Raw genomic sequence first — 25,487 nt, 5'->3', positions numbered from 1 at the left:
AAAGCGCTTGCTCGCAGTTTGGAATTATGCAAATGTGAAGGCGTTAGGGCAGTGCTTCTGTCCTATCTGACGCGCACCCCGCTCTCCGCGGCCAAGTGCGCACGCTGGTTCGGCTGGCCCGTTACAGGATAGCGGAAACGAATAGGCGGAGCTAAGATAGCTCGAATTATGAGCGGCCATTTGGATGCAGCGCCGCTCCCCACGCATGGACGCGACTTTGTTCGCTGAGCCGTACGAAAAGTACGACCCGGTCGAAAAGCGTGCCCACTGAGGAACAAGACTGCATCCAGCGGGCCGGCACCGGCACCATCAGGATGCATACGACATAGCGAACCAAGCCTGGCAACAGGCACGATCAGATAGCGAGGAACACGATATGGCACACGAGACGAACGGATTTTCTCTTCCGGTCACCGCGAAAGCCAATACTCGCAAAACCCTGATCCTTGATGGCAAGCGCGTTGACGGTCGTCCTCAGGCTCAAGGTCTCTATGATCCAGCCAACGAGCACGATGCCTGCGGCATCGGCATGATCGCCAACATCAAGAACAAGCCCAGCCATGAAGTGGTCGAAAAGGGTCTCGAAATCCTTGAGAACCTCGAGCACCGCGGCGCTGTGGGCGCCGATCCCCTGATGGGCGATGGCGCCGGCATTCTGGTGCAGACCCCGCACGCCTTCTTCCAGAAGGTCCTGCCCTTCGCCCTGCCGGAAAAGGGCCACTACGCCGTGGCCATGATCTTTTATCCCAACATCGTCGCTTTGCGCGATCGCTGCGCCGCCGCCGTCCGCGCCTGCCTCGATGCCGAAGGCCTCGAGCTACTCGGCGAGCGCGTCGTTCCCTTCGATAATTCCAAGCTCTCCGAAGGCGTCATCGCCACCCAGCCGATCATCGAGCAGATGGTCATCGCCCGCCCCGATGGCCTCACCATCGACGAGTTCGAGCGCAAGCTCCTCATCGTGCGCAAGGTCATTTCCAACACCGTCTATAAGCAGGTCCCCGAAAGCGACAGCGACAACGGCTTTTACGTCGTCTCGATGTCGGCGCGCACACTTGTCTATAAGGGCATGTTTCTCGCCTATCAGCTCGGCGCCTTTTACCCTGACCTGTCTGACGAAAGCTTCGAGAGCGCCATCGCCCTCGTCCACCAGCGTTTCTCGACCAACACCTTCCCAAGCTGGAAGCTCGCGCACCCCTACCGCATGACCACCCACAATGGTGAAATCAACACCATCCGTGGCAACGTCAACTGGATGGCCGCGCGCCAGGCGTCGGTCTCTTCGCCCCTCTTCGGCGATGACATCACAAAGATCTGGCCGATCTCCTACGAAGGTCAGTCGGACACCGCCTGCTTCGATAACGCGCTCGAATTCCTCGTGCGCGGCGGCTATTCGCTGCCCCACGCAGCCATGATGCTGATCCCCGAAGCCTGGGCCGGCAATCCGCTGATGGATGAAACGCGCCGCGCCTTCTACGAATATCACGCTGCCCTGATGGAGCCATGGGACGGCCCTGCCGCCATGTCCCTCTCGGACGGCCGCTATGTCGTCGCGACCCTCGACCGCAACGGCCTCCGCCCGGCGCGTTATCTCGTGACCAAGGAAGGCCACGTCGTCTTGGCCTCGGAATCCGGCGTCCTCGATATTCCCGACGAAGACATCGTCGAGCGCTGGCGCCTCCAGCCCGGCCGCATGCTGCTGATCGACCTTGAAGAAGGCCGCATCATCTCGGACGACGAGATCAAGAAGGTTCTGGCCACCAAGAACCCCTATGCCGAATGGCTCGCCCGTTCGCAGATCGTCCTTGAAGACCTGCCCGAAACCGAACCCAAGGCCCCGACCACCTCGGAGTCCCTCCTCGATCGTATGCAGGCCTTTGGCTACACCCAGGAAGACATCAAGCTTCTGATGGCGCCTATGGCCACCACCGGCCAGGAAGCCGTCGGCTCGATGGGCACGGACACGCCGATCTCGGCGCTGTCGAACAAGTCCAAGCTCCTCTATACCTATTTCAAGCAGAATTTTGCGCAGGTGACCAACCCGCCCATCGACCCGATCCGCGAGGAATCGGTGATGAGCCTTGTCTCCTTCATCGGCCCGCGCCCGAACATTTTCGATCTCGAAGGCGTCAGTAAGCAAAAGCGCCTCGAAGTCCGCCAGCCCATTCTCACCAACGAGGATCTCGAAAAGATCCGCGGTATTGGTGACATGGAGGACAATCAGTTCAAGACGCGCACCCTCGACATCACCTATCACGCCTCCCAGGGCGCTGAAGGCATGGAAAAGGCGCTCGAAGACCTCTGCGCCGTCGCCGAAGAAGCCGTGCGCGGCGAATACAACATTATTATTCTGTCTGACCGTCTGGTCGCTGCCGACCGCATCGCGATACCAGCGTTGCTGGCGACCGCTGCCGTGCATCACCACCTGATCCGCAAGGGTCTGCGCACCTCGTCCGGCCTCGTCGTCGAAACCGGCGAAGCCCGCGAAATGCACCACTTCGCCATGCTCGCCGGCTATGGCGCCGAAGCGATCAACCCCTACCTCGCGTTTGAAGCGCTCGCCGCGCTCCACGCCGAAGGCGAATATCCGCCCGAAGTGTCGGCTGACGAAGTCGTCTACCGCTACATCAAGTCGGTGGGTAAGGGCCTCCTCAAGGTCATGTCCAAGATGGGCATTTCGACCTACCAGTCCTATTGCGGCGCCCAGATCTTTGACGCGGTCGGCCTCAACTCCGACTTTGTGAAGAAGTTCTTCTTTGGCACCGCCACCTCCATCGAAGGCGTCGGCCTCGCCGAAGTCTCGGAAGAAACCGTGCGCCGCCACGCCGAAGCCTTTGGCGACGATGTGGTGCTCAAGAAGGCCCTCGATGTCGGCGGCGAATATGCCTATCGCATCCGCGGCGAAAAGCACGCCTGGAGCCCGGACGTCGTTGCTGATCTCCAGCACGCCGTCCGCACGTTCGATGAAAGCCCGGAAACGGCAAAGGATCGCTACGACAGCTTTGCGCACCGTGTGAACTCGGGCGAAAACGGCTATCTCGCCATCCGCCACCTCTTCGACATCAAGCCGCTCGGCACCGCCGTTTCCATCGACGAGGTCGAACCGGCCGTCGAGATCGTCAAGCGCTTCGTCACCGGCGCCATGTCCTTCGGCTCGATCAGCCGCGAAGCCCATACGACGCTCGCCATCGCCATGAACCGGATCGGCGGCAAGTCGAACACCGGCGAAGGCGGCGAAGAGCCTGATCGTTACAAGCCCTTGCCCGATGGCTCGCGCAATCCCCTGCGCTCCGCCATCAAGCAGGTCGCCTCCGGCCGCTTCGGCGTCACCACCGAATATCTGGTCAATGCCGACCAGATCCAGATCAAGGTCGCGCAGGGCGCCAAGCCCGGCGAAGGCGGCCAGCTGCCCGGCCATAAGGTCGATTGGATCGTCGCCAAGACACGTCATTCGACGCCGGGCGTGGGCCTCATTTCGCCCCCGCCGCATCACGACATCTACTCGATCGAAGATCTCGCCCAGCTCATCTATGACCTGAAGAACGTCAATGAAGCCGCCGACATCTCCGTCAAGCTCGTGTCCGAAATGGGCGTCGGCACGGTTGCGGCCGGCGTTGCCAAGGCCCGCGCCGACCACATCACCATTTCAGGCTACGATGGTGGCACCGGCGCTTCGCCTTTGACCTCGCTCAAGCATGCCGGCGGCCCATGGGAAATCGGCCTCGCCGAAACCCATCAAACTTTGGTCCTCAACCGCCTTCGGTCCCGCGTAAAGCTGCAGGTCGATGGCGGCTTGAAGACTGGCCGTGACGTCCTCGTCGGCGCCCTCCTCGGCGCTGACGAATTCGGTTTCTCGACTGCGCCACTGATCGCGGCCGGCTGCATCATGATGCGCAAGTGTCACCTCAACACCTGCCCGGTTGGCGTCGCCACCCAGGACCCGGTGCTGCGCAAGCGTTTCAAGGGCACGCCCGAACACGTCATCAACTACTTCTTCTTCATCGCCGAAGAGCTGCGCGGCCTCCTCGCCGCCATGGGCGCACGCACGCTCAACGAACTGATCGGTCGCTCCGATCTGCTCGATCAGCGCCGTGCCGAAGACCAGTGGAAGAGCGAAGGCATCGACCTCGCAAAGATCTTCCACAAGCCAGAACCGCTTGGCGGCGACACGCTCTATCACTCCGAGTTCCAGAACCACCATCTGGAAGCGGTTCTCGATCGCAAGCTGATCGAACACGCGGCCCCGGCCCTTGAACACGGCACTGCCGTGCAGTTCGAGCTGCCGATCCGCTCGCGTGACCGTTCGGCCGGCGCCATGCTTTCCGGCGCCCTCGCTAAGAAGTATGGCCATGAAGGCCTGCCGGAAGACACGATCTCGATCACCCTCAAGGGCACGGCCGGTCAGGCTTTTGGCGCTTTCCTTGCCAAGGGCATCTCCATCGACATGGTGGGCGACGCCAATGACTATGTCGGCAAGGGTCTGTCCGGCGGCCGCATCGTCGTCCGCCCGTCCGACAAGGTGACCTTCTCGCCCGAAAAGTCGATCATCGTCGGCAACACGGTGCTTTATGGCGCCATTGCTGGTGAAGCCTACTTCCGCGGCATTGCCGGCGAACGCTTCGCCGTCCGCAATTCCGGCGCCATCGCCGTTGTCGAAGGCACGGGCGACCATGGCTGCGAATATATGACCGGCGGTCTCGTCGTCGTCATCGGCCCAACGGGTCGCAACTTCGCGGCCGGCATGTCTGGTGGTGTCGCCTACGTCCTAGACGAAGACGAAACCTTCCGCTCGCGTTGCAACCTCGCCATGGTCGATCTCGAGCCGGTGCAGGAAGAAGAAGACCTGATGCGCAAACTTCACCACCACGGTGGTGATCTCGAATGGCATGGCCGTGTCGACATTTCGGGCGACATGACCAAGCACGACGACGAGCGCCTGCATCAGCTCATCTCGAACCACCTGCACTATACCGGTTCGACCAAGGCCAAGATGATTTTGGACAACTGGGCCGAGATGCGTCCCAAATTCGTCAAGGTGATGCCGGTCGAATATCGCCGCGCTATCCTCGAAATGGAACGCAAGCGCGGCGCAACCCCGCACGTGGCGGCCGAATAACGACCGAACAAACCCACTGGATCATCCTCGCCCTAGCGGGGATGATCCCGAGAAATGTTGAGACGAGCGCTTTCAGCGCCGAAAATCAGATAGGGAAAAAGCCATGGGTAAGGTAACCGGCTTTCTCGAGATCGAACGCGAAGAGCCCCGCTACGAGCCGGCCTCCGACCGCATTCGTCACTTCGGCGAATTCACCATCCCAATGACCGAGGGCCGCATTGTCGACCAGGCGGCGCGCTGCATGGATTGCGGCATTCCGTTCTGTCACGGCGATACTGGCTGCCCCGTCCACAACCAGATCCCCGATTGGAACGATCTCGTTTACAACGGCGATTGGGAAGAGGCCGCGCGCAACCTCCACTCGACCAACAATTTCCCCGAATTCACCGGCCGCATCTGCCCCGCCCCCTGCGAGGAAGCGTGCACGCTGAATCTGGAAGATAGCCCGGTCGCCATCAAGACCGTCGAGCAGGCCATTGCCGACAAGGCAATCCGCGCCGGCTGGGTCAAGCCGCAGCTCCCGAAGGTGAAAACCGGCAAGAAGGTCGCCATCGTCGGCGGCGGTCCCGCCGGCCTCGCTGCCGCCCAGCAGCTTGCCCGTGCCGGTCACGAAGTCCACCTCTTCGAGCGCGAGCCCAAGGCCGGCGGTCTCCTCCGCTATGGCATTCCCGACTTCAAGATGGAAAAGGAACACATCGACTTCCGCACCGCGCAGATGGAAGCCGAGGGCGTCACTTTCCACTATGGCGCCAATATCGGCGTCAACAAGCCGCTCTCCGATCTCCAGCGCGACCACGATGCGGTCTTGCTCTGCGGCGGTTCGGAACGTCCGCGCGAAGTCGATGTCGAAGGCCAGCAATTTGCCGGCGTTCACTATGCAATGCCCTTCCTCGTCCAGCAGAACCGCCGCGTCGGCTATGAAGACGTCTCGGGCGAAATGCAGCTGACCGCCGCCGGCAAGCATGTCGTCGTCGTCGGGGGCGGCGATACCGCGTCCGATTGCGTCGGCACCTCCTTCCGCCAGGGCGCCATCGCCGTCACCCAGCTCGACGTCCGCCCCATGCCGCCGGAACTAGAAAACAAGCTGACCAACTGGCCCAATTGGGCGGTCAAGATGCGCACCTCGTCCTCCCAGGCCGAAGGCGCCATCCGCGAATTCTCCGCCGGCACGATGAAGATCATCGGCAATGCCAAGGGTCAGGTCTCGGGCGTCGAATGCGCTCGCGTCGACCGCAAGCGCCAGCCGATCCCAGGCAGTGAATTCATCATCAAGGCTGACATGGTTTTGCTGGCCATCGGCTTTGCCGGCCCGGTCGTCGAAGGCATGCTGAGCGAACTCGGCGCCGACCTCGACAAGCGCGGCAATCTCTTTGCCGACACGATGAGCTACCGCACCTCCAAGCCAAAAGTCTACGCCGCCGGCGACATGCGCCGCGGCCAATCCCTCGTCGTCTGGGCCATCCGCGAAGGCCGCCAAGCCGCCCGTGCCATCGATTTTGATCTCATGGGCAAGACGGATCTGCCGAGGTAATTTTTGCACCTTATCCCCGCCCGTCCAGGGCGGGGATTTGACCTCGATGCAATCTAAAACTCGATTGTCACCCCTGCGAAAGCCGGGGGCCCATCTTGAGATCTCAGGATGGATTCCGGCTCGAGGCCGGGATGACAGCCAGCGAATTTGCAACAAAGTGCAGCGATTGGATGGTGCCCCCGCGCCGCTAACCAAACTGCACCCAATTTCCGCTTTGGCTACCCTCAAAGCTAACGGTCTGCTAACAGTTCCGCCTCTCGCGTGACTCGGATCTGCCATGACCCAAAAGCCCTATGTCGTCGATGAACTGATCTCGGCCAAGTCGATCGCCGCCCGCGTCGAGGCTCTCGCCAAAGAGATATCCACGCATTTTGCCGATACCGACAAGCTCGTCGTCGTCGGTCTTTTGCGCGGCTCCTTCATCTTCATCGCCGACCTCGTCCGCGAACTCGACTTGCCGGTCGAAGTCGATTTCATCGAAGCCTCGTCCTATGGCAATGCCATGGAATCGAGCCGCGAAGTCCGCATCCTGAAGGATCTACGCGGCGAAATCGCCAATCGCGACGTGTTGGTCGTCGAGGATATTATCGATACGGGCCATACACTTAAACACGTTCTCGAAATCCTCGAAACGCGCCATCCGCGCCGCATGGAAGTCTGCGCGCTGCTCTCGAAACCCAGCCGCCGCGAGACCGAAATCAACGCCAAGTGGCTCGGCTTTGAAATCCCCGATCGCTTCGTCGTCGGCTATGGCATCGACTACGCCCAGCGCAATCGCAACTTGCCCCATATCGGCGCCGTCCGCTTCACCGACGAGGCGTGATCATCCTCTCATACCCGCCCGTCGGCTGTCATCGCGAGATCTTCAGGGATTTTCATCCCGGCGACAAAAATTTCAAAAAAACGGGATTAAACGAACGCCACCGGTGTTCGTCTTCCTGCAGGCCGCATTGCGTGGCTGCTGCAAGGAGAAAACCAATGATCCTGCGTTCCGTTCTCGCCGGCGCCTTTGCGCTGGCCCTCGTCGCCGCTCCCGCCTTTGCCACCGACTATGTCGGCGGCGCCGTCAAATCCACTGATATCGCTGGCAAATCCGTCTTGACCGATGCCAATGGCATGACGCTCTACATCTTCGACAAGGACACGGCCGGCGTCTCCAATTGCTACGACACCTGCGCCGAAAAGTGGCCGCCGCTGTTCGCCGACGCGTCTGCCAAGGCAGAAGGCGATTTCACCATCGTCGACCGTACCGACGGCACGAAAATGTGGGCCTACAAGTCTATGCCCCTCTACTACTGGTATGAAGATACCGCAGCCGGCGAAACCAAGGGTGACGGCGTCGGCGGCGTCTGGCATCTTGCCATCGAATAATCCAGAGGCCGATTTTGGCTGACATCCTGCACGAGATCGAAGACGCCGTCCCCGCTTTGCGCCGCTATGCGCGCGCGCTGACGCGGGACCTCGATCGCGCCGACGATCTCGTGCAGGATTGTCTCGAACGCGCCATTTCCCGCCGCCGCCTGTTCCGCCCAACCGGCCCGGTGCGCCCCTGGCTTTTCACCATCCTCGTCAATCTTTACCGCAACAGCCTCCGCGGCCAGCGCCGCCGCGGCGAAACGCTTGATCTCTCGAGCATTCCCGAGCCAGCGGTCCCCGCCGCCCAGCCCGGCCATCTCGCGCTTGCCGAACTCGCCCGCGCCATCGATACCCTGCCGCCCGAGCAAAAGGAGGCTCTGCTTCTGGTGACCCTTGAAGGCCTTGCCTATAAGGAGGCCGCCGACATTCTCGCTATTCCCCTCGGCACCCTGATGAGCCGCCTGGGCCGCGCCCGCGCGACGCTGAAAACCCTGACTGGCGCGCCCGCCGAACCCCATCTGAGGACCGTCAAATGAGCGACATCACCCGCGATACGCTCATGGCCTATGTCGATGGACAGCTCGATCCCGCGCGCCGCGCAGAAGTCGAAGCGTTCCTTGCCACAAATCCGGATGCTGCTGCCGAAGTCGCGCTCCTGCAGCGTCAGGCCGACGCTATCCGAACCCTTTACGCTCCAGCCGGCGCCGAGCCCGTGCCCCCACGTCTCTCGGTAAACCGTCTCGCCCGCGCCCAAGATCAGCGCCGCAGCCGGTTTTGGACCCAGGCTGCCGCTGCCGTCGTGCTTCTCGGCCTCGGGCTTGGCGGCGGCTGGCTCATTCGCGGCAATACCGATACGCCCGCCATCGCCGATCGTCTCATCGCCGATGCCGTCAGCGCCCACACCGTCTATGTGCTGGAAAAACGCCACGCCGTCGAAGTCGGTGGCGACGAACAAGAGCATCTCTCCTCCTGGCTATCGAACCGTCTCCAGACCAATCTCGCCATGCCTGATCTTACGGCATCCGGCCTCACTTTCCTCGGCGGACGCCTGCTCCCCGCGGCAGATGTCCCCGGTGGCAAGGCCGCACAGCTCATGTATGAAGACACCAATGGCGAGCGCCTGACGCTCTACATCACCCCGCGCCCCGCTGCGGACGCCCCCCGCACCGAAGTCGCCACCCTCGGCCTCGACACCGCGCTCTTCTGGGCGGACGACGTCCTCACCTGCACCATCACAGCCCCCTATTCGGCGGAAAAACTGCAGGGGATCGCCGGCTCGGTGTTTTCCCAGCTCAATCCGGGCACACCGAACTACCGGACCTGATTGGCTCTTGCACGGCCCACAGCCCCACTCTTTGTCACCCCGGCCTTGAGCCGGGGCCCATCCCCAAATCTCAAGATGGATCCCGGCTTAAGGCCGGGATGACAGCCAGAGAGTGTTAAAAATCCAAACAAAAATGGCGGACACCAGGTGCCCGCCACTCTCCAACTTTGAGAAACTCTTATGCCGGAACGACAACCGGCGCTTCGACTTCGATCTCCCGCCAGCGAATGCAGGCGACGAGCCGCCCGCCCTCGATCGATTCAAGCGGGGGCCGCGTTTCCGCGCATTGTGGCTTGGCGAACCGGCAGCGCGTGCGGAATGTGCACCCCGATGGCGGATTGATCGGCGATGGAATTTCGCCCTTGAGCGCATCGATATTGCGCTGTCGCGCCAGTTTCGGATCGGGGATGGGCACCGCCGTCAGCAGCGCCCGTGTATAGGGGTGCTTTGGGTCCTCATAGATCTCGTCTCCGGTCGCAAGCTCAACAATCCGCCCGAGATAGAGCACGAGGATGCGATCCGACACGTGCCGCACCACCGAAAGGTTGTGCGAGATGAAGATCAGCGTCAGCCCGAATTCGTCCTTGAGCTCGGCCAAGAGATTGAGGATCTGCGCCTGGATCGACACGTCGAGCGCCGAAACCGGCTCGTCGCAGACGATCAGCTTCGGGTCGGTGATCAGCGCCCGGGCAATGCCGATACGTTGCGCCTGCCCGCCCGAAAATTCGTGCGGATAGCGGTTGATCATTTCGGGCAAGAGGCCGACCGCTTCCATGGTCTTGACGACCTTGGCGCGACGATCGGTCTTGTTCATTTCCGGACGCAGCGTCTTGAGCGGATCTTCGATGATATCGCCCACGGTCATGCGCGGATTGAGCGAAGCCAGCGGATCCTGGAAAATGATCTGGAGATCAGCGCGACGCTTGCGCATTTCTTCGGCCGGCAGTTTCGTCAGGTCCTGGCCAAGCCAGAGCACCTGGCCCTCGTCCGGCGAGAGCAATTGCAGGATGCAGCGGCCGAGCGTCGACTTGCCGCAACCGCTTTCGCCCACGATCCCGAGCGTTTCGCCCTTCTTGACCGAGAAGTTGATATTTTCAAGGGCCGTCAGGCTCAGCGCACGGCCGAAAAGCCCGGTAGAGATTGAAAAGGTCTTCTTGAGGTCCCTGATCTCGATCAGATTGGTTGGGGTCTCGATCATTACGCGACCTTTCCATATTTGAGCGGGCCTTCATAGAAACACGCCTTCTCACGCCCGCTTTCGGTGGGCATCAGCGGCGGACGTTCCTCGAGGCACCGGTCGAAGCAGAAGGCGCAGCGCGGATTGAACGAGCAGCCCTTGGGCAGGTGTTCAAGGCTCGGCGGCAGGCCCTGGATCGGGTCGAGCCGCGCCGCGCGCTGGGCGATATGTGGAGTCGAGTGCAAGAGCCCAAGGGTGTAGGGGTGGCGCGGATCATAGAACAGATCGTCGACCGTGCCCTTTTCGACCGCCCGGCCGCCATACATGACCATCATGCGATCGGCGACGCCGGCAACGACGCCGAGATCATGGGTGATGATCACGAGCGAGGTGCCAAAGTCTTCGGTCAGCGACTTGAAGAGATCGAGCATCTGCGCCTGCACCGTCACGTCGAGCGCCGTGGTCGGCTCGTCAGCGATCAGGATTTTCGGCTGGCAGAGGAGAGCCATGGCGATCATCACGCGCTGGCGCATGCCGCCGCTCATCTCGTGCGGATAGGCATTGGCGCGCTTGACGGGTTCGGGAATGCCGACCCGTTCCAGCATCTCGATCGCGGTCTTTTCGGCCTTGCCCTTGTCGAAACCGCGATGCTTGACCAGCACTTCGGCAAGCTGGGTTTTGACCCGCAGGCTTGGATTGAGCGAGGTCATCGGATCCTGGAAAATCATCGCGATATCCTTGCCGCGGATGCGATCAAGGCGCGATTTCTCCATGCCGACGAGATTGACGTCGCCCAGCATCGCCCGGCCGCTGGTGCGGCCGTTCTTGGCAAGCAGGCCCATGATGGAGAGGAAAGCCTGGCTCTTGCCCGAGCCGCTTTCGCCCACCACGGCAAGCGTTTCTCCCGCTTCGAGCGAGAAGTTGAGGTCGTTGACCGCGCGCACTTCGCTCTCATGCAGAGCAAAGGTGACGCCGAGGTCTTCTACGGAAAGAACTTTGGTCATCAGCGATCCTTGGGGTCGAGCGCGTCGCGCAGACCGTCCCCGATATAGGTGAGGCAAAAGAGCAGCGTGACGAGCACAGCCGCTGGCGCAAGCAGCATCCAGGGCATGACTTCGGCAACCGGCGCACCGGCCGAAATCAGCGTGCCGAGCGAGGTCTGCGGCTCCTGCACACCAAGGCCGAGATAAGAGAGGAAGCTCTCGGCAATGATGATTTCAGGAATAGTCAGGGTTGCGTAGATCACCACCGGCCCGGTCAGGTTCGGAACGATGTGGCGCATGATGATGGTGAAGGGCTTTGCCCCACCGGCACGCGCCGCTTCGACGAATTCCTTCTCCTTGATCGAGAGCGTTTGCCCACGCACGATACGCGCCATGGTCAGCCATTCGATGGCGCCGATACCGACAAACAGCAGCACCGGATTACGACCGAACATCACGACGAGAATGATGACGAAGAGAATGTAGGGCAGCGCATACATGATATCGACGATGCGCATCATCACTGCGTCGACCCGGCCACCGAAATAGCCCGCCACAGCGCCATAGACGACGCCGATCGTCACCGACACAAAGGTCGCGACAAACGCGACTATCAGGCTCATCTGCGTGCCCTGCAGCACGCGCGCGAGCATATCGCGACCGTTCTGGTCGGTCCCGAAATAGTGCCCCACCTCGAAATTGGGCGGCTTGCGGATATTGCTCCAATCCACCTGGGAATAGCCCCAAGGCACGAAATAGGGCCCGATGATCGCAAGGATGACGATCGTCACCAGAACGAAGATCGAGATGACGGCCATCTTGTTGCGCACGAGGCGCCGCATGGCGTCCTGCGTCAGCGATCGCCCCTTGGGCGCATCGAGCGTCGCAAGCTTATTGGCATAGGTCGTGAGAACCTGGTCTTTACCGGTCAGGCCAGCCATCAGCGGTACCTCACCTTGGGATCGAGCCAGGCATAGACGAGGTCGACGATCAGATTGAGCGCGAGAATAATGAACATGTAGAGGATGGTCGTCCCCAGAACGACGCCATAGTCGCGGTTGAGCGCGGCCGTGACGAAATATTTGCCGATACCGGGCAGGCCGAAAATCTGTTCGACGGCCAGCGAGCCGGTGAGGAGGTAGGAGAGGCCCGGTCCGAGATAGGACACGACGGGCAGCAGCGCCGGCTTGATCGCGTGGCGCGACAGCACCAGACGTTCACCAAGCCCCTTTGACCGCGCAGTGCGCACGTAATTGGTGCCAAGCACTTCGATCATCGAGCCACGCATCAGGCGCGAGATACGCCCCGCATGCGGCCAGGCAAGAACGGTCACCGGCAAGATGAGGTGCCAGACGCTCCCGCTGACCCAGCCACCGGCCGGAACCCATTTGAGGTAAACGCCGAACCAGAGCTGCAACAGCGCGGCCATCAGGAAGTTGGGGATCAGCACGCCCACCATCACGGCGAGCACCAGCACATAGTCCGGCCACTTGTTCTGATAAACGGCGGCCACCATGCCGGCGAGCATGCCGATGGCGGTCGCGATCACGAAGGCGCAGAGCGCCATGGTCAGGGTGAACGGAAAGCCGATGGAGATGAGCTGGCTGACATTGAAGCCGTCGATCACCATCGAAGGACCGAGGTCGCCATGCAAAAGGCGCCAGATATAAAGGAAATACTGCACGACCAGCGGCTGGTCGAGATTGTAGTGCGCGCGCAGGTTCGCCAACACGGTCGGGGGCAAGGCACGCTCGCCGTCGAAGGGACCACCGGGCGCAAGGCGCAGAATGAAGAAACAGGCTGTGACGGCAATCAGTGCGATCGGAATAGCCGAAAGCACACGCCGGAAGGCATAGGCCAACATGTATCGTGAACTCCTAAGCCGTTGCGCCAGAAACGGAGGGGCCGGAGGGCGCTAGACGGCAAAAGAACCGTGGGGGCACCGGGCCCCCACGTTTCGTATTTTCCGCTTATTCCGACTTCGAGAGCCAGCGGGTGCGGAAGATGTTCTTGGCGTTTTCTTCGAAGCCCGAGATCTTGGGCGATACGACGTCCTTGGACACGTACCAATAGATCGGGATCGCAGCGAAATCGTCCATGGCGATCTTTTCGGCCTGGGCCAGGAGCTTGGCGCGGGCATCGAGATCGAGCTCGGTCGACGCCTGGCTCAGGAGGCCGTCGAACTCTTCGTTCGAGAAGCGACCATAGTTGTTGCCCCAGTTCATCGTGCCGGCCTGGTTGGTGCCGGTCTTGAGGAGGTCGAGGGTATTGGACGGATCGGAATAGTCGAGCAGCCAGCCGGCACGGCCGACCTGGAAGTCGCCGGCGCGCAGCGCATCATAGTGCACGGCGGTTTCGGCGTTGAAGAGCTCGACCTTGACACCAAGCGGCTCCCACATGGCGGCAATCGCCACGGCGATACGCTGGTGGTTGTCATTGGTGTTGTAGCGCAGCTGCAGGGTCAGCGGCTTGTCGGGACCATAACCAGCTTCGGTCATCAGTTCCTTGGCATGCTCGACACGCTCTTCATAAGGCGTTGCAGCCCATTCTGGCATATAGGCATCAGCTTCGGCGACATAGTTGTTGGTCCCTGGGGGCACCCAGCCATAGGCCGGCAGTTCACCCGTGCCCAGGATATCGGGCCCGATCACTTCACGCAGGACCGTCGTCGACAGCGCTTCGCGGATGCGGACGTCGGAGAGGACCTGGCCCTCTTCTTGGTTCATCACGTAGTAATAGACACCGAGGAACGGCACGACATGCGCCTGGCCCGGCATATTGTCCTGCAGCCACTGATACTGGTCAGCGGGGAAGTCGGTCAGGATGTCGAATTCACCGGCGCGGTAGCGGTTGAGCGCTGCGGCCTGATCTTCGAGCACGTGGTAGAAGACTTCGTCGATCTTGACGTTGGCGGCATCATAATAGTCCGGGTTCTTTTCCGAACGGACATAGGAGCCTGGCAGCCATTCCTTGATCAGGTATGGGCCATTGCCGACGATGTTGGATACATTGGTCCACTGGTCGCCGAACTTTTCAACCAGATGCTGCGGAACCGGATAGGCGGTGTAGTGCGTCAGCGCATCGAGGAAGAAGGGGGTCGGGGCTTCGAGCGTGATTTCGAGGGTCTTGTCGTCGATCGCCTTGACACCAAGCTCGTTGAAATCGGTGATTTCGCCCGAGTTGATCTTTTCCGAGTTCTTGATCGGGAACTGGAGGTAAGCGTAGTCCGCGGCAGTTGCCGGGTTGAAGAGGCGCTGGAACGCGAAGACGAAATCGCCCGCGGTTACCGGCTCGCCGTCCGACCACTGAATGCCGTCACGAAGGTGGAAGGTATAGACAGTGCCGTCTTCCGAAATGTCCCAGCTTTCGGCCTGGCCAGGAATGGCCTCGGCCTTGGCGTTTTCCGTAAGCAGGCCTTCAATGTAATCGCCGATGACGCGGTTTTCCCAGTCACCCGAAGCCTTGTGCGGATCCAGTGTGCCCGGATCACCGCCATTGTGCAGCTGCAGAGTAACGGCTGAAGCCGCCGTCGACATCATCAGCGCCATGGCGCCGGCGGTTGCGATCGCCTTGAAGGCTGTCGTGAACGTCATTGTCGTCCCATCTCCTTGTGGAATTCTTGAATTGTATTCCGTGTGTTTGCCCACACGGCCCCACCCTTTCACAAAGGCCCTCGCCTTTGCTCAAGATTGCTGGACGGTATCTCGCGAAACCGTCCACTGACAAGCAAAAGATTGACCTAAGCGTAAACGTGCGACGTTTTGTTAACATCCTGTAAGCCTTGGCAAGGCTTTCCGGTTCACAACGCGTTGAGGGAAACTGGTTCCCGAAAAGGCCATTCTGCGGAATAGCCGCCTCCGACGCCGGAAAATCCTGCGTGTCACGCTGGTCATTTGCAGAAAGACTTATTGGCCTATCATGCCGGACTTGCTGACGAAATAAATCGCCAGCGCGATTGCCAAAAGCACGGCAAAAGGTAGCCACGAGGGCATGGGGCCGCGCGGCTTTTTCGGCTGCGGCGGCTCGGGCTTTTTCTCGGGCCGCCGGAATTTGATGACATTATCGCTCATAGAGCACTTTCTACCAGCGCAGCGACGCCCATACCACCCGCCGTACACACGGAAATCAGTGCGCGCTTGCGCGTCTCTGTGGACAACAGCTTTGCCGTCAGTCCCAGGATGCGCGCGCCAGTCGCTGCGAAGGGATGCCCATAGGCAAGGCTCGAGCCCTTCACATTGATCTTGGCTGGATCGATTTCCCCGAGCGCTTCGTCACGCCCGAGCACATCCTTGCAATAGGCGGGGTCTTTCCAAGCCTTGAGGGTGCAGAGCACCTGCGCCGCAAAAGCCTCATGCAGTTCGAAGTAATCGATGTCGGCAAAGCCGAGCCCGGCCCGCTCCAGCATTTCGGAAACCGCAATGGTCGGCGCCATAAGCAGCCCTTCGCCGTGCGCAAAATCATTGCCGGCAACGCGACCCATAGTGAGATAGGCAAGGATCGGCAGGCCACGTGCCTTTGCCCACTCTTCGCTCGCCAGCAACACGCCGGCGGCGCCATCCGTCAGCGGCGTCGAATTGCCGGCGGTCAGCGTGCCATGGCCTGAGGATTTGTCGAATGCGGGCTTTAGCGTCGACATCTTGTCGAGATTGCTGTCGGCGCGGACATTGTTGTCCCGCACCAGCCCGGCACACTGGACGAGCAGGTCATCATGAAAACCCTCATCATAAGCCTTGGCCGCATTGCGATGGCTCGCCACCGCCAACTCGTCCTGGCTGCGGCGGGAAATGCCCCATTCGCGCGCCATCAATTCACAGTGCTGGCCCATGGACATGCCGGTGCGCGGTTCATTGACCGATGGCGCCACAGGCGTCAGTTCGCCAAAGGAAAATCCCTTGGTGAATGCCTTGAGCTTGTCGCCCGTCGTCTTGGCGCCATTCGCATCGAGCAGGCGATGCTGGAATTTCGAGCCGAAGACGATGGGGCTGTCCGAAACCGTATCGGAGCCCGCGGCAATGCCACTGTCGATCTGCCCAGAGGCGATCTTGCCGGCGAGGACCAGCGCCGCCTGGAGGCTTGTGCCGCATGCGATCTGCATCGTCGTGCCCGGCGTCCGCGGCGAAAGCCCAGCGTCGAGCAATGCCTCGCGGGCAATGTTGAAATCGCGCGAATGGTTGATCACCGCCCCGGCGATCACCTCGTCGATCTTTTCGCCTTTTAAGCCGTACTTGTCCGCGATCCCGCCAATGGTCGTCGCGAGCATGGAAAGATTGGTTTCGTCAGCATAGGCCGTGCCGCCACGGGCAAAGGGAATGCGGGCCGAACCGACAATGGCAACGCGCTTCAATTCAGTCATTATCCTGCTCCCCTTTACGCACGACCGTCGGCACGGGCCCTGAGCGGCCCACCAAGGAATGGCGCAAAGCCCGTTCCCATGATGACGCCAACATCGGCGAGATCGGCATTGGCCACCACGCCTTCGCTCACCACCACTTCGGTCATGTCGACCAGCGGCTTCACGAGTTCGCGGCCAAGCGCCACGAGATCATCCCGCTGCGGCGCCGGTCCCTTGATGGCCTTGCCCTTTTCCCATTTGTAAAAACCTTCGCCGGTTTTGCGGCCAAGCTTTCCTTCGGCGATCAGCCGATCAAACGTGCTGCCATCCGGCACCGAATGCCCAAGCTCGGTCGCAACCGATTTGCCGACATCGAGCCCCACCGTGTCCATCAGTTCGATCGGCCCCATCGGCATGCCGAAGGCGACTGCAGCAGCATCCAGCAATTCCTTGCTTTCGCCCCGCTCGACCCGTTCCACCGCGCCCAGCATGTAGGGCATCAGCACGCGATTGACGAGGAAGCCGGGCGCGGACTTGACCACGACCGGCGACTTGCCGATGGCCAACGCAAAGCTCGCGCCCTTGCCGATCGCCTCGTCCGAATTGAATTTGGATTTGATCACCTCGACCAGCGGCAGTTGCGCCACCGGATTGAAGAAATGAAGCCCGATCAGCCGCGCCGGGTCCTGCAGCGCCTCGGCAATGCGTTCGAGTTCGATGGAAGACGTATTGGTCGCCAAAATCGCGCCAGGCTTGAGCTTGCCTTCGACGCTCTTGAAAATCGACTGCTTGACCTCGAGCTTTTCGACCACTGCCTCGATGATCACATCGGCCCGCGGCACGCCATTGCCCTGGGGGTCAGCGGTTAGACGCAGCATGGCCGCATCGACCTCGCGCTTTTTCTTGTAGCGCTTTTGGAACAGTTTCTTTGCCCGATCGAGCGCTGGCTGTATCCGCGCCATATCGAGATCCTGCAGCGTCACGCTCATGCCGCGATAGGCGCACCAGGCCGCAATATCGCCCCCCATGACGCCGGCACCGATGACATGGACGCGCGAAAATTTCGCGCCCTTGAGCCCCTGCTTCTTGAGCCCTTCGGAGAGGAAAAATACCCGCCGAAGATTGGCCGCCGTCGGCGAGCCCATCAGCGGCACGAAGGCATCGACCTCGTGGCGGATCATCGATTGCCAATCCCCGCCATGCTGCTCAAACAGTTCGATCAACGCATAGGGCGCAGGATAATTGACGCGATTGGCCTTCTTGCCCACCTCCTCGCGCATCTTGTTGGCGACATAGTCGCGGAGGAGCGGCCCCGCCATCGCCCGCTTGAAAAAGCCGGCCGGCTGGGATTTCCGATGCTGCAGCACCGCCTTGCGGCCTTCCCAGCGCAGCATGTCGCGATGCCGAACGAGCTTGTCGACGAGATTGAGCCCCCGCGCCTGTCCCGCGCGCAGCATTTTGCCCGTGAGCATGATCTGCATGGCGTCCACGGGCCCGGCCTGCCGGATCGAGCGGCCCGTCCCGCCAAAGCCCGGGAAAATGCCGAGATTGACCTCGGGGAAGCCAATGCGGGTTTTGTCGTCATTGACGGCAATACGATAGTGGCACGCCAGCGCCAGTTCGAGCCCGCCACCAAGGCAGAAGCCATGGATACCGGCGACAACAGGCACCTTCAAATTCTCGATCCGCGAAAATAGCGCATGCGTGCGCTTGAGCGCTTCTGGCAGCACCGAAAAGTCGCTCATCGCGTCGAATTCGCTGACATCCGCCCCGGCGATAAATCCTGAATCCTTGCCCGAGAGCAGCACGATCCCGATGATTTCCTGGCTATTGGCCAAGTCCTCGAAGCGCGCGACCAGTGTTTCGAGCTCCATGATCGCTTCCCGGCTCAGCGTATTCACCGAGCCCGTCGGCGAACTGATGGTCAGCCAGCCGATCTTTTCGAGATCGGTATGGAAGCTCCAATGCTTGGTCTCGGTTGCCTGCGCGATCATGCTTGCTCCTCTTCAATCCACCGCTTGACGCCTATTCGGCCGCCGTCCGCTGCTCTGTGTGCTTGAGCACATCCTTGTCGAAATCATCCACCTGCACGGCGCGCTCGGTGGCCTCGTCGGCCGCCCGCATGATGCCGGCTTCATTGTCGTTGATCACCCCTGCCGCCACCGCATCGGCAATGGCGTCGCGGTCGAGACGGCGATCAAACACGCCGCGGCGCGACGCCTTGATGAACCGGGCTTCGATTTCCTCCGCCTCCGTGACCTTGATGAGCGCATCTTCGAGAACGCCCGTCACGTCATTTGGGTCCATGCTCACATAGACGCCCGTGGTCAGCCGATCGCGGAACGCACCGGGACGCAGCACCGCGCGGACGAACTTGTAATTGACGTCGTCTGCCGCCGGCTTGGCATGCCGCCCGAGCGGGAAGCAGAGGATGCGCATGGCCGTGCCAAAAACCGGATTGGGGAAATTGTCGAACACTTCGCCAAAGGTCTTTTCCATCGAGGCAATGCGATCTTCCATGATCGCATCGACCAGATCCCGATCTTCGGCCAGACGCCCTTCTTCCTCGAACCGCTTGAGCGTTGCCGACATGATGTAGAGATCGCCCAGAAGATCAGCCATGCGGCCCGAAATCTTCTGCTTGGCCTTGAGCGCCCCGCCCAGCACCACCGTCGTCCAGTCCGCCGTCAGCGCAAAGGCCTGCGAATAGCGATGCAGCTTGCGATACCACCCCGCCATCGGCCCATCATTGGGCGATGAGGCAAATGACCCATTGGTCAACCCATGGAGGAAGCTCGCAACGATATTGCGCAGCATGAAGGCCGTGTGCCCGCCAAAGGCAGCGTCAAAGGCATCGATCCCCTTGCGCCTGTCCTTGCTCTGCGCCGCCTGCACTTCCCTAAGGAGATAGGGATGCGCGCGCAAAACGCCCTGAGCAAAAGTCATCAGCGTGCGCGTCAAAATGTTCGCGCCCTCGACCGTGATGGCCACAGGCAGCGCCTGATAGGCGCCGAACAGATAATTGCCCGGCCCGTCCTGAATGGCGCGGCCACCCTGAATATCGAAGGCATCATCCATGCTGTCACGCATGGCTTCCGTCGTCGTGTATTTGAGCAGCCCCGCGATCACCGCCGGGCGCTGGCCCTCATCGACCATCGACGCCGTCAGCCGCCGCGCCGCTTCAAAACTATAGGCGCGCTTGACCATCTCGCCGAGCGGCTCCGCCACGCCTTCCATGGTCCCGACGGGAATGCCGAACTGCCGCCGCACCCGCGCATAGGCCGAAGTTGCGCGCAGCGTCGCCTTGATCGAGGTCGACCCGATCGCCGGCAGCGAAATCGCCCGGCCGGTGGAGAGACACTCCATTAACATACGCCAGCCCTGCCCGGCATAATCCGTGCCACCGATCAGAAATTCGATCGGCACGAACATATCCTTGCCCCGCACCGGCCCGTTCATGAAGGCCTGCCGCGCCGGGAAATGCCGCCGACCGATATCGAGGCCTGGATGGTCATGTGGGATGAGCGCGAGGGTAATGCCGATATCCTCGCCGCGCCCAAGGAGATTATTGGGATCCTTGAGAATGAAGGCGAGCCCGACCAGCGTCGCAATCGGCGCGAGCGTAATATAGCGCTTGTCGAAGGTCAGGTTGACGCCCAGCGTCTCCTCGCCATTCCACATGCCCTTGGTGACAATACCAATATCGCGCATGCCACCGGCGTCCGAACCGGAATGCACTCCAGTCAGCGCGAAGCATGGAATATCGACGCCCGTCGCCAGGCGATGGAGATACTTTTCCTTCTGCGCTGGCGTGCCATATTTTTCGAGCAATTCGCCGGGTCCGAGCGAATTGGGCACCATGACGGTAATCCCCGCCGCCACCGAACGGCTCGCGATCTTGGACACGATCATCGACTGCGCCTGGGCCGAAAAGCCCACCCCCCCATGCTCCTTGCCGATGAGCATGCCCAAAAAGCCCTTGTCGCGCAGGAACTGCCAAAGCTCGGGCGAGAGATCGGCACGATTGTGCCGAATGTCCCAATCGTCGATCATCTCGCAGGCCGTCTTGGTGGGCCCATCGAGAAAAGCCTCTTCTTCCGCTGTCAGCGTCAGTGGCCGAATTTTGGTCAGCTTGTCCCAGTTAGGCCGGCCCGAAAACAGCTCCGCATCCCAGCCGACGGTGCCGGCATCGAGCGCTTCCTGCTCGGTGCGGCTGACGCGCGGCAGGATGGATTTGACGGCCCCGAAGACCGGCGTGATCACCAGCGCCTTGCGCAGCGGCGCAACGCTAAGTGCCAGAAGCACGAGCCCGAGGACGATCAGCAGCCAACTGCCAAAGCCGAGCCCAAATTCGGGATGGACCGGACCAAAATTGACGCCGGACAACAGCCCCAGCGCCAGCGTTGCGACGCCCCAATGCCAAAGCGGACTTTCCCGCATGGCCAAGGTTGCGAATGCCACGATCGCGATCACGAAAAGCAATAGGCCCACTGCACTGTCCTCCTCGGACGGCGCGACGCCATTGGTTGGGGCGTCGCCCGCAAGTCCAAACCGTAGCCGCCCATGGGGCAGCTTTATGATCACGCGCGAAGAAAACCGCGTCGCGATCATCGTTGCCTTGAAACTAGCAACGTTTACGTAAACGTCAACCAAGCACCCAATACGTTCACACGATCTTGGGTACCCGCTCCTCCCGCAATGGCGCCTTGCGCGGCACCATTTCCTCCAAAGTTTACGGGCAGTTGTTTGACGCTAACGTAAAGGCGTGAAATAATTCTTGTCAGTGTCGGCGGGAGGAATGGCACAGGTCGAAAAGACCGCGGCGCCGCCGGCCTCTTGAGGAGGAGTAGTTTATGACGGCAGCCACGGACCGCCTGCGCCCCTGGATCGCCAACTATCCCGACGGAATCGATTGGCAGACCGAGATCGATACGACACCCGTCCATGAACAGGTCTTGGCCGCCTGCGCCCGCAACCCGTCAGCCGTTGCGCTCGATTTTCTGGGCGGCACCACCACCTTCGGCGAACTCTCCAAAAAGATCGTCGCCTTTGCCGGCGCGCTGCAGTCCGAATTCGGCGTCAAGAAGGGCACCCGCGTCGCCCTCATGCTACCCAACACGCCATTTTACCCCATCGCCTATTATGGCGTGCTGCGCGCCGGCGGCATCGTCGTCAATTGCAATCCGCTCTATACCGTCGCCGAGCTCAGCCACATCACCGCCAATGCTGGCGCTGACCTCATGGTCACGCTCGATCTCCAGCAGATTTACGAAAAGGGCGAGGCGCTGCTCAAGGCTGGCCACGTCAAATCGCTCGTCGTCTGCCATTTCCCCGATGCCCTGCCGCTTGCAAAGAAGGTCCTCTTCTCGCTCTTCAAGCGCAAGGACATGGCGCACCCCAGGAAATCCCCGCTTGCGAACCAGATCACAGCCTTCGACGATCTGATTGCCCTCAAGCGCACCCCGAGCGCGATCCACATCGACGCCAAGACCGATATCGCGGTCCAGCAATATACTGGCGGCACCACCGGCATTCCCAAGGGCGCGCTGCTGACCCACGCCAATATCGCGGCCAATATGAGCCAGATCGACAAATGGGGCTGCGGACTCTTTTATCCGCCCTCCAAGGTCGTCGCCGTCCTGCCCTTCTTCCATATCTTTGCGATGACCGTCTGCATGAATGTGCCGCTCTGCAATGGCACCCAGGTCGTCATGCTGCCGCGCTTTGAGTTGAAGGCATTGCTCGATCTTCTCGCGCGCACCAAGGCCAATGTACTCCCCGCCGTGCCGACATTGCTCAATGCCGTTGCCCGCGCGGACACGACCAAGGCCGAGCATCTCGCAAGCCTAGAAGTCGCGATTTCCGGCGGCGCCGCACTGCCCGACGAAGTCCGCAACGCCTTTGCCAAGAAATCCAAAGCCATTCTCGCCGAAGGCTATGGCCTGACCGAAGCCTCGCCTGTCGTCTGCTGCGCTGCGCTTCGCGTCGCCTCAAAGCCCATGTCCATCGGCCTCCCCCTCCCCGGCACCGATATCCGCTTCATCGATGTCGATACCAAAAAGGAAGTCGGCATCGGCGAAAATGGCGAGCTGCAGGTCAAGGGCGCGCAGGTCATGCCGGGTTATTTCGAAAATCCGCAAGCGACAGAGGAAGCCTTTGACGACGGCTGGCTGCGCACGGGCGATGTCGGTCACATGGACGAAGACGGCTATGTCTTCCTTGTCGATCGCATCAAGGACCTGATCATCTGCTCGGGCTTCAACGTCTATCCGCGCATCATCGAAGAAGCGCTGATGACCCATGACGCGGTCGAGGAAACCAATGTCATTGGCGTGCCCGATACCTATCGCGGCGAGGCGCCCGTCGCCTATGTCAAGCTCCGCGCCGGCAAGGCCGTGAGCGAAACCGATCTCAAGCACTTCCTTGCCGAAAAGCTCAACAAGATCGAAATGCCCAAGGAAATCATCTTCAAGGACGCGCTGCCCAAGACGCTGATCGGCAAGCTCAGCAAAAAGGAATTGCGCGCCGAATACGCGAAAGAGAAGGCCGCCCACTCGTGAGCCCTGTCGATCCCGAAAGCACCGAACTTTATTCGATTGCCGACCTCGCCAAGGAATTCGGCATTTCGACCCGCGCCATTCGCTTTTATGAAAGCAAGGGCCTGATTTCGCCCGAGCGGCTCGGCGCCACCCGCGTCTTCCGCCGCCGCGATCGCGCCCGGCTGATCCTCATTCTCCGTGGCAAGCGCCTTGGCTTTTCTCTCCGCGATATTTCCGATTATCTCGCGCTTTATGACGCTGACCGCGGCCAGCAAGTCAGCCTTTTATCGGAAAAAGTGGATGAGCGTTTAGAACTCCTTGAACAACAACTCGCCGACCTTCAAACCACGATTGCCGAGCTGCACGAAATCCGCAAACTTGCACGCGATCGAGTCGTTTTGAGTTAGACCCATGTCCGAGCTGTTCACGCCATTGACCGATGGCACCGGCCATCCCAGTCGCTGGCCCTCTGCCATGCTGGTCTGCAGCCAGACCGAAGCGCGCCGCAATGGTGCCGAATGGGCCCCGACCCACATCATTTCGGTCTATGGCCCGGAAAACCGCTATCTCGGCCTGCCCGATTTCGACCAGACGCGCCAAATCCATGCGCGCTTCGAAGACGTGGTGGATCCCAGCGCCCCCGGCGCACCGACCCCGGCCCATATCGAAGAAATCCTAGGCTTCATCGCGACGCTCCCCAAAGACGCGCGCCTGATGATCCACTGCCTTCAGGGCCGCACCCGCGCCGCCGCCATTGCCCTCGGCATTTTGGCGCGCACGCTCCCCGCCGACAAAGCCGGCCAGGCGATTTTCCGCACCGTGCCCCAGGCTTCTCCCAATCCCCTGCTGGTAGCCTTGTTCGATCGCGCCCTCGGCCACGATGGCAAGTTGATCAAGGCCGGCCGCAAATTCCCCTCGACGGGCCTTCGCGCAGCGGTCGCCTAGACGCTCTTGGCGAAAAGCCCGCCTGAACCGGAATAGGCGCTGGTCATATAGGCAGCCCGCGCCTTGTCGAGATTGCTGACGGCAGTATCGAGTTTGTCCGCGCTGAGCGGGTCGCTGCTGCCCAGAACACCAATGATCCCGGCCAAGCCCTCGGCGATCCGCGTTCCGACCGCGCCTGCACTGCCGATATCGTTTTGCGCCGCCTTGATCAGGCTCACCATGGCCTGTCGCGCCGACATCTGCTTGGTGCGCCGCTCGATCGCGGAGGCATCTGTGGTCTTGACCACACGTTCATAGCCGGTCACGACGCTTTCCGTGCCGTCCTCGACCTGCTCTGATCCGGAAATATACGTCTCCGAACCGACCTCGTACCGCTCGCTGCCCGTCTTGACGCTTTCACGGCCGACAATGACGGTTTCAGTTCCCGTCTGCACCTGCTCGGTGCCATTCTGCTCGCGGACCGTCCCCGTCTGCTGCCGGTTCACAGTCCCCGCCGACAAACCAAGCTTGTCGAGCGCCGTGCCGGAAAGATCGAGCAGCTCATTGGCGACTTCTGCCAGCGTCAGGCTTTCGGCGTTATCGGTCTTGAGGGACAGATGGCCACTAGTATCAAGACTTGCAGTGAGCCCGCTCACGCTACTGAGCGCCGCGACCATCGCGGACTGGAATGAACCCGCGCTCGCCGTATAAGCAAAATTATGGGTGGCGCCGTTTTGGGTCACCGCCACGGTGCTCCCGGTAAACTGCACACGCGCGGCGGCTCCCGATCCGACCTGCACCGAAAAATCGGCCTTTTCATCGAGCCCAGCCGCAGTCGCCGACGCAAAGCCCCGCAGATCCCGGCTTCCCGTGAGCTTGGTCTCATAGACGGGACGATCCGCATAAGTCGGCCGCGTCTCGTAGACCGCCCGGTCCTCGGTTACATCCCGCTCGGTATAGACATCGCGCATCCCATAAGTCGGCCGGCTCGCATAGACGGGCTGGGTCGCAAAGCGGATGCGCGTTTCGCGCTTGACCTCGAAGCTGACCTCTTCGGTGGTCTTGCTTTGGCCGATCGTGCTTTTGAGCGTGACGAGACTTTGACGCGCCTGCTGAAAGCGCGCGGGGACACTCGGCTGGTTATAGCTTGCGGCGCTGATGGCCATGGCACACTCCGTCTCCAAGCCATGCCAGACGGGCGCTAAACC

Annotated in this window: 19 protein-coding genes; 9 read left to right on the top strand and 10 right to left on the bottom strand. The window is 61.1% G+C overall.

Annotated elements, in window-relative coordinates:
• The first annotated feature begins 376 nt into the window (after window positions 1-376).
• The 6 genes from gltB (at window position 377) to DevBK_RS15960 (ending at window position 9,324) form a co-directional block, all read left to right on the top strand.
• Entirely contained in the window at window positions 377-5,113 is a 4,737-nt protein-coding gene (gene gltB / locus DevBK_RS15985; protein WP_410494087.1) for a glutamate synthase large subunit, read from the top strand.
• A 103-nt stretch (window positions 5,114-5,216) separates the two neighbouring features.
• The gene (locus DevBK_RS15980; RefSeq protein WP_317186169.1) at window positions 5,217-6,644 is read left to right on the top strand and encodes a glutamate synthase subunit beta; all 1,428 of its coding nucleotides are present in this window, start codon (window positions 5,217-5,219) and stop codon (window positions 6,642-6,644) included.
• 277 nt (window positions 6,645-6,921) lie between these two features.
• Complete coding sequence (gene hpt, locus DevBK_RS15975) at window positions 6,922-7,467, top strand: hypoxanthine phosphoribosyltransferase (protein ID WP_061909634.1); 546 nt, start codon at window positions 6,922-6,924, stop codon at window positions 7,465-7,467.
• Between the two features lie 155 nt (window positions 7,468-7,622).
• Window positions 7,623-8,015, top strand: coding sequence for a hypothetical protein (locus DevBK_RS15970; protein ID WP_156351796.1), 393 nt, complete (start codon window positions 7,623-7,625; stop codon window positions 8,013-8,015).
• Between the two features lie 14 nt (window positions 8,016-8,029).
• The gene (locus DevBK_RS15965; protein ID WP_317186168.1) at window positions 8,030-8,536 is read left to right on the top strand and encodes a sigma-70 family RNA polymerase sigma factor; all 507 of its coding nucleotides are present in this window, start codon (window positions 8,030-8,032) and stop codon (window positions 8,534-8,536) included.
• Window positions 8,533-9,324, top strand: a complete 792-nt coding sequence (locus tag DevBK_RS15960) for an anti-sigma factor (protein ID WP_317186167.1) — start codon at window positions 8,533-8,535, stop codon at window positions 9,322-9,324. The genes DevBK_RS15965 and DevBK_RS15960 overlap by 4 nt, the downstream gene beginning before the upstream one ends.
• A 178-nt stretch (window positions 9,325-9,502) precedes the next feature.
• On the opposite strand, the gene DevBK_RS15955 is transcribed toward DevBK_RS15960, so the two are convergent.
• The 9 genes from DevBK_RS15955 to DevBK_RS15915 all read right to left on the bottom strand — a co-directional run bounded on the left by DevBK_RS15955 (window position 9,503) and on the right by DevBK_RS15915 (window position 21,469).
• Window positions 9,503-10,522 (bottom strand): ABC transporter ATP-binding protein, encoded by a 1,020-nt coding sequence (locus tag DevBK_RS15955; protein WP_061909640.1) that lies wholly within the window; start codon window positions 10,520-10,522, stop codon window positions 9,503-9,505.
• Window positions 10,522-11,505: an ABC transporter ATP-binding protein gene (locus tag DevBK_RS15950; protein WP_062629145.1), complete on the bottom strand. Its 984-nt coding sequence runs from the start codon at window positions 11,503-11,505 to the stop codon at window positions 10,522-10,524. The genes DevBK_RS15955 and DevBK_RS15950 overlap by 1 nt, the downstream gene beginning before the upstream one ends.
• Window positions 11,505-12,425 (bottom strand): ABC transporter permease, encoded by a 921-nt coding sequence (locus DevBK_RS15945; protein ID WP_061909643.1) that lies wholly within the window; start codon window positions 12,423-12,425, stop codon window positions 11,505-11,507. Before DevBK_RS15945 ends, DevBK_RS15950 begins: the two co-directional genes overlap by 1 nt.
• Window positions 12,425-13,348, bottom strand: coding sequence for an ABC transporter permease (locus DevBK_RS15940; RefSeq protein WP_061909644.1), 924 nt, complete (start codon window positions 13,346-13,348; stop codon window positions 12,425-12,427). The genes DevBK_RS15945 and DevBK_RS15940 overlap by 1 nt, the downstream gene beginning before the upstream one ends.
• A gap of 106 nt (window positions 13,349-13,454) precedes the next feature.
• Window positions 13,455-15,077: a peptide ABC transporter substrate-binding protein gene (locus tag DevBK_RS15935; protein WP_317186166.1), complete on the bottom strand. Its 1,623-nt coding sequence runs from the start codon at window positions 15,075-15,077 to the stop codon at window positions 13,455-13,457.
• Between the two features lie 312 nt (window positions 15,078-15,389).
• Window positions 15,390-15,554, bottom strand: coding sequence for a hypothetical protein (locus DevBK_RS15930; RefSeq protein ID WP_317186165.1), 165 nt, complete (start codon window positions 15,552-15,554; stop codon window positions 15,390-15,392).
• The gene (locus DevBK_RS15925) at window positions 15,551-16,837 is read right to left on the bottom strand and encodes an acetyl-CoA C-acetyltransferase (protein ID WP_317186164.1); all 1,287 of its coding nucleotides are present in this window, start codon (window positions 16,835-16,837) and stop codon (window positions 15,551-15,553) included. The genes DevBK_RS15930 and DevBK_RS15925 overlap by 4 nt, the downstream gene beginning before the upstream one ends.
• Window positions 16,838-16,851: 14 nt before the next feature.
• Complete coding sequence (locus DevBK_RS15920; protein WP_317186163.1) at window positions 16,852-18,810, bottom strand: 3-hydroxyacyl-CoA dehydrogenase NAD-binding domain-containing protein; 1,959 nt, start codon at window positions 18,808-18,810, stop codon at window positions 16,852-16,854.
• A 31-nt stretch (window positions 18,811-18,841) separates the two neighbouring features.
• A complete protein-coding gene (locus DevBK_RS15915) occupies window positions 18,842-21,469 on the bottom strand; it encodes an acyl-CoA dehydrogenase (protein WP_317186162.1) in 2,628 nt (875 codons plus the stop codon).
• Between the two features lie 200 nt (window positions 21,470-21,669).
• On the opposite strand from DevBK_RS15915, the gene DevBK_RS15910 reads away from it, so the two are divergent.
• From DevBK_RS15910 to DevBK_RS15900, 3 genes are read left to right on the top strand one after another with little or no spacing between them, the layout of a single operon-like run.
• Window positions 21,670-23,376 carry a long-chain fatty acid--CoA ligase gene (locus DevBK_RS15910; protein WP_317186161.1) on the top strand — a complete coding sequence of 569 codons (1,707 nt, stop codon included), beginning with the start codon at window positions 21,670-21,672 and terminating at the stop codon, window positions 23,374-23,376.
• Window positions 23,373-23,762, top strand: coding sequence for a MerR family transcriptional regulator (locus DevBK_RS15905; protein WP_061909652.1), 390 nt, complete (start codon window positions 23,373-23,375; stop codon window positions 23,760-23,762). Before DevBK_RS15910 ends, DevBK_RS15905 begins: the two co-directional genes overlap by 4 nt.
• Window positions 23,763-23,766: 4 nt before the next feature.
• Window positions 23,767-24,300: a hypothetical protein gene (locus tag DevBK_RS15900; protein ID WP_061909654.1), complete on the top strand. Its 534-nt coding sequence runs from the start codon at window positions 23,767-23,769 to the stop codon at window positions 24,298-24,300.
• Here DevBK_RS15900 and DevBK_RS15895 read toward each other — a convergent pair.
• Complete coding sequence (locus DevBK_RS15895; protein ID WP_317186160.1) at window positions 24,297-25,445, bottom strand: hypothetical protein; 1,149 nt, start codon at window positions 25,443-25,445, stop codon at window positions 24,297-24,299. The two genes, DevBK_RS15900 and DevBK_RS15895, sit on opposite strands and share 4 nt — an antisense overlap.
• Window positions 25,446-25,487: the final 42 nt, after the last annotated feature.

It is taken from the genome of Devosia sp. BK (assembly GCF_032907385.1).
GTDB lineage: Bacteria > Pseudomonadota > Alphaproteobacteria > Rhizobiales > Devosiaceae > Devosia.
Note: the sequence above shows the minus strand (reverse complement) of the source record. Positions and strands in the feature narration are given on the sequence as shown.

Coding starts and splice junctions, on each gene's coding strand:
- DevBK_RS15980 (WP_317186169.1), top strand. CDS start 5,217: ATGGGTAAGGTAACCGGCTTTCTCGAGATCGAACGCGAAGAGCCCCGC.
- gltB (WP_410494087.1), top strand. CDS start 377: ATGGCACACGAGACGAACGGATTTTCTCTTCCGGTCACCGCGAAAGCC.
- DevBK_RS15960 (WP_317186167.1), top strand. CDS start 8,533: ATGAGCGACATCACCCGCGATACGCTCATGGCCTATGTCGATGGACAG.
- DevBK_RS15925 (WP_317186164.1), bottom strand. CDS start 16,837: ATGACTGAATTGAAGCGCGTTGCCATTGTCGGTTCGGCCCGCATTCCC.
- DevBK_RS15895 (WP_317186160.1), bottom strand. CDS start 25,445: ATGGCCATCAGCGCCGCAAGCTATAACCAGCCGAGTGTCCCCGCGCGC.
- DevBK_RS15900 (WP_061909654.1), top strand. CDS start 23,767: ATGTCCGAGCTGTTCACGCCATTGACCGATGGCACCGGCCATCCCAGT.
- DevBK_RS15930 (WP_317186165.1), bottom strand. CDS start 15,554: ATGAGCGATAATGTCATCAAATTCCGGCGGCCCGAGAAAAAGCCCGAG.
- DevBK_RS15920 (WP_317186163.1), bottom strand. CDS start 18,810: ATGATCGCGCAGGCAACCGAGACCAAGCATTGGAGCTTCCATACCGAT.
- DevBK_RS15950 (WP_062629145.1), bottom strand. CDS start 11,505: ATGACCAAAGTTCTTTCCGTAGAAGACCTCGGCGTCACCTTTGCTCTG.
- hpt (WP_061909634.1), top strand. CDS start 6,922: ATGACCCAAAAGCCCTATGTCGTCGATGAACTGATCTCGGCCAAGTCG.
- DevBK_RS15910 (WP_317186161.1), top strand. CDS start 21,670: ATGACGGCAGCCACGGACCGCCTGCGCCCCTGGATCGCCAACTATCCC.
- DevBK_RS15970 (WP_156351796.1), top strand. CDS start 7,623: ATGATCCTGCGTTCCGTTCTCGCCGGCGCCTTTGCGCTGGCCCTCGTC.
- DevBK_RS15935 (WP_317186166.1), bottom strand. CDS start 15,077: ATGACGTTCACGACAGCCTTCAAGGCGATCGCAACCGCCGGCGCCATG.
- DevBK_RS15945 (WP_061909643.1), bottom strand. CDS start 12,425: ATGGCTGGCCTGACCGGTAAAGACCAGGTTCTCACGACCTATGCCAAT.
- DevBK_RS15955 (WP_061909640.1), bottom strand. CDS start 10,522: ATGATCGAGACCCCAACCAATCTGATCGAGATCAGGGACCTCAAGAAG.
- DevBK_RS15940 (WP_061909644.1), bottom strand. CDS start 13,348: ATGTTGGCCTATGCCTTCCGGCGTGTGCTTTCGGCTATTCCGATCGCA.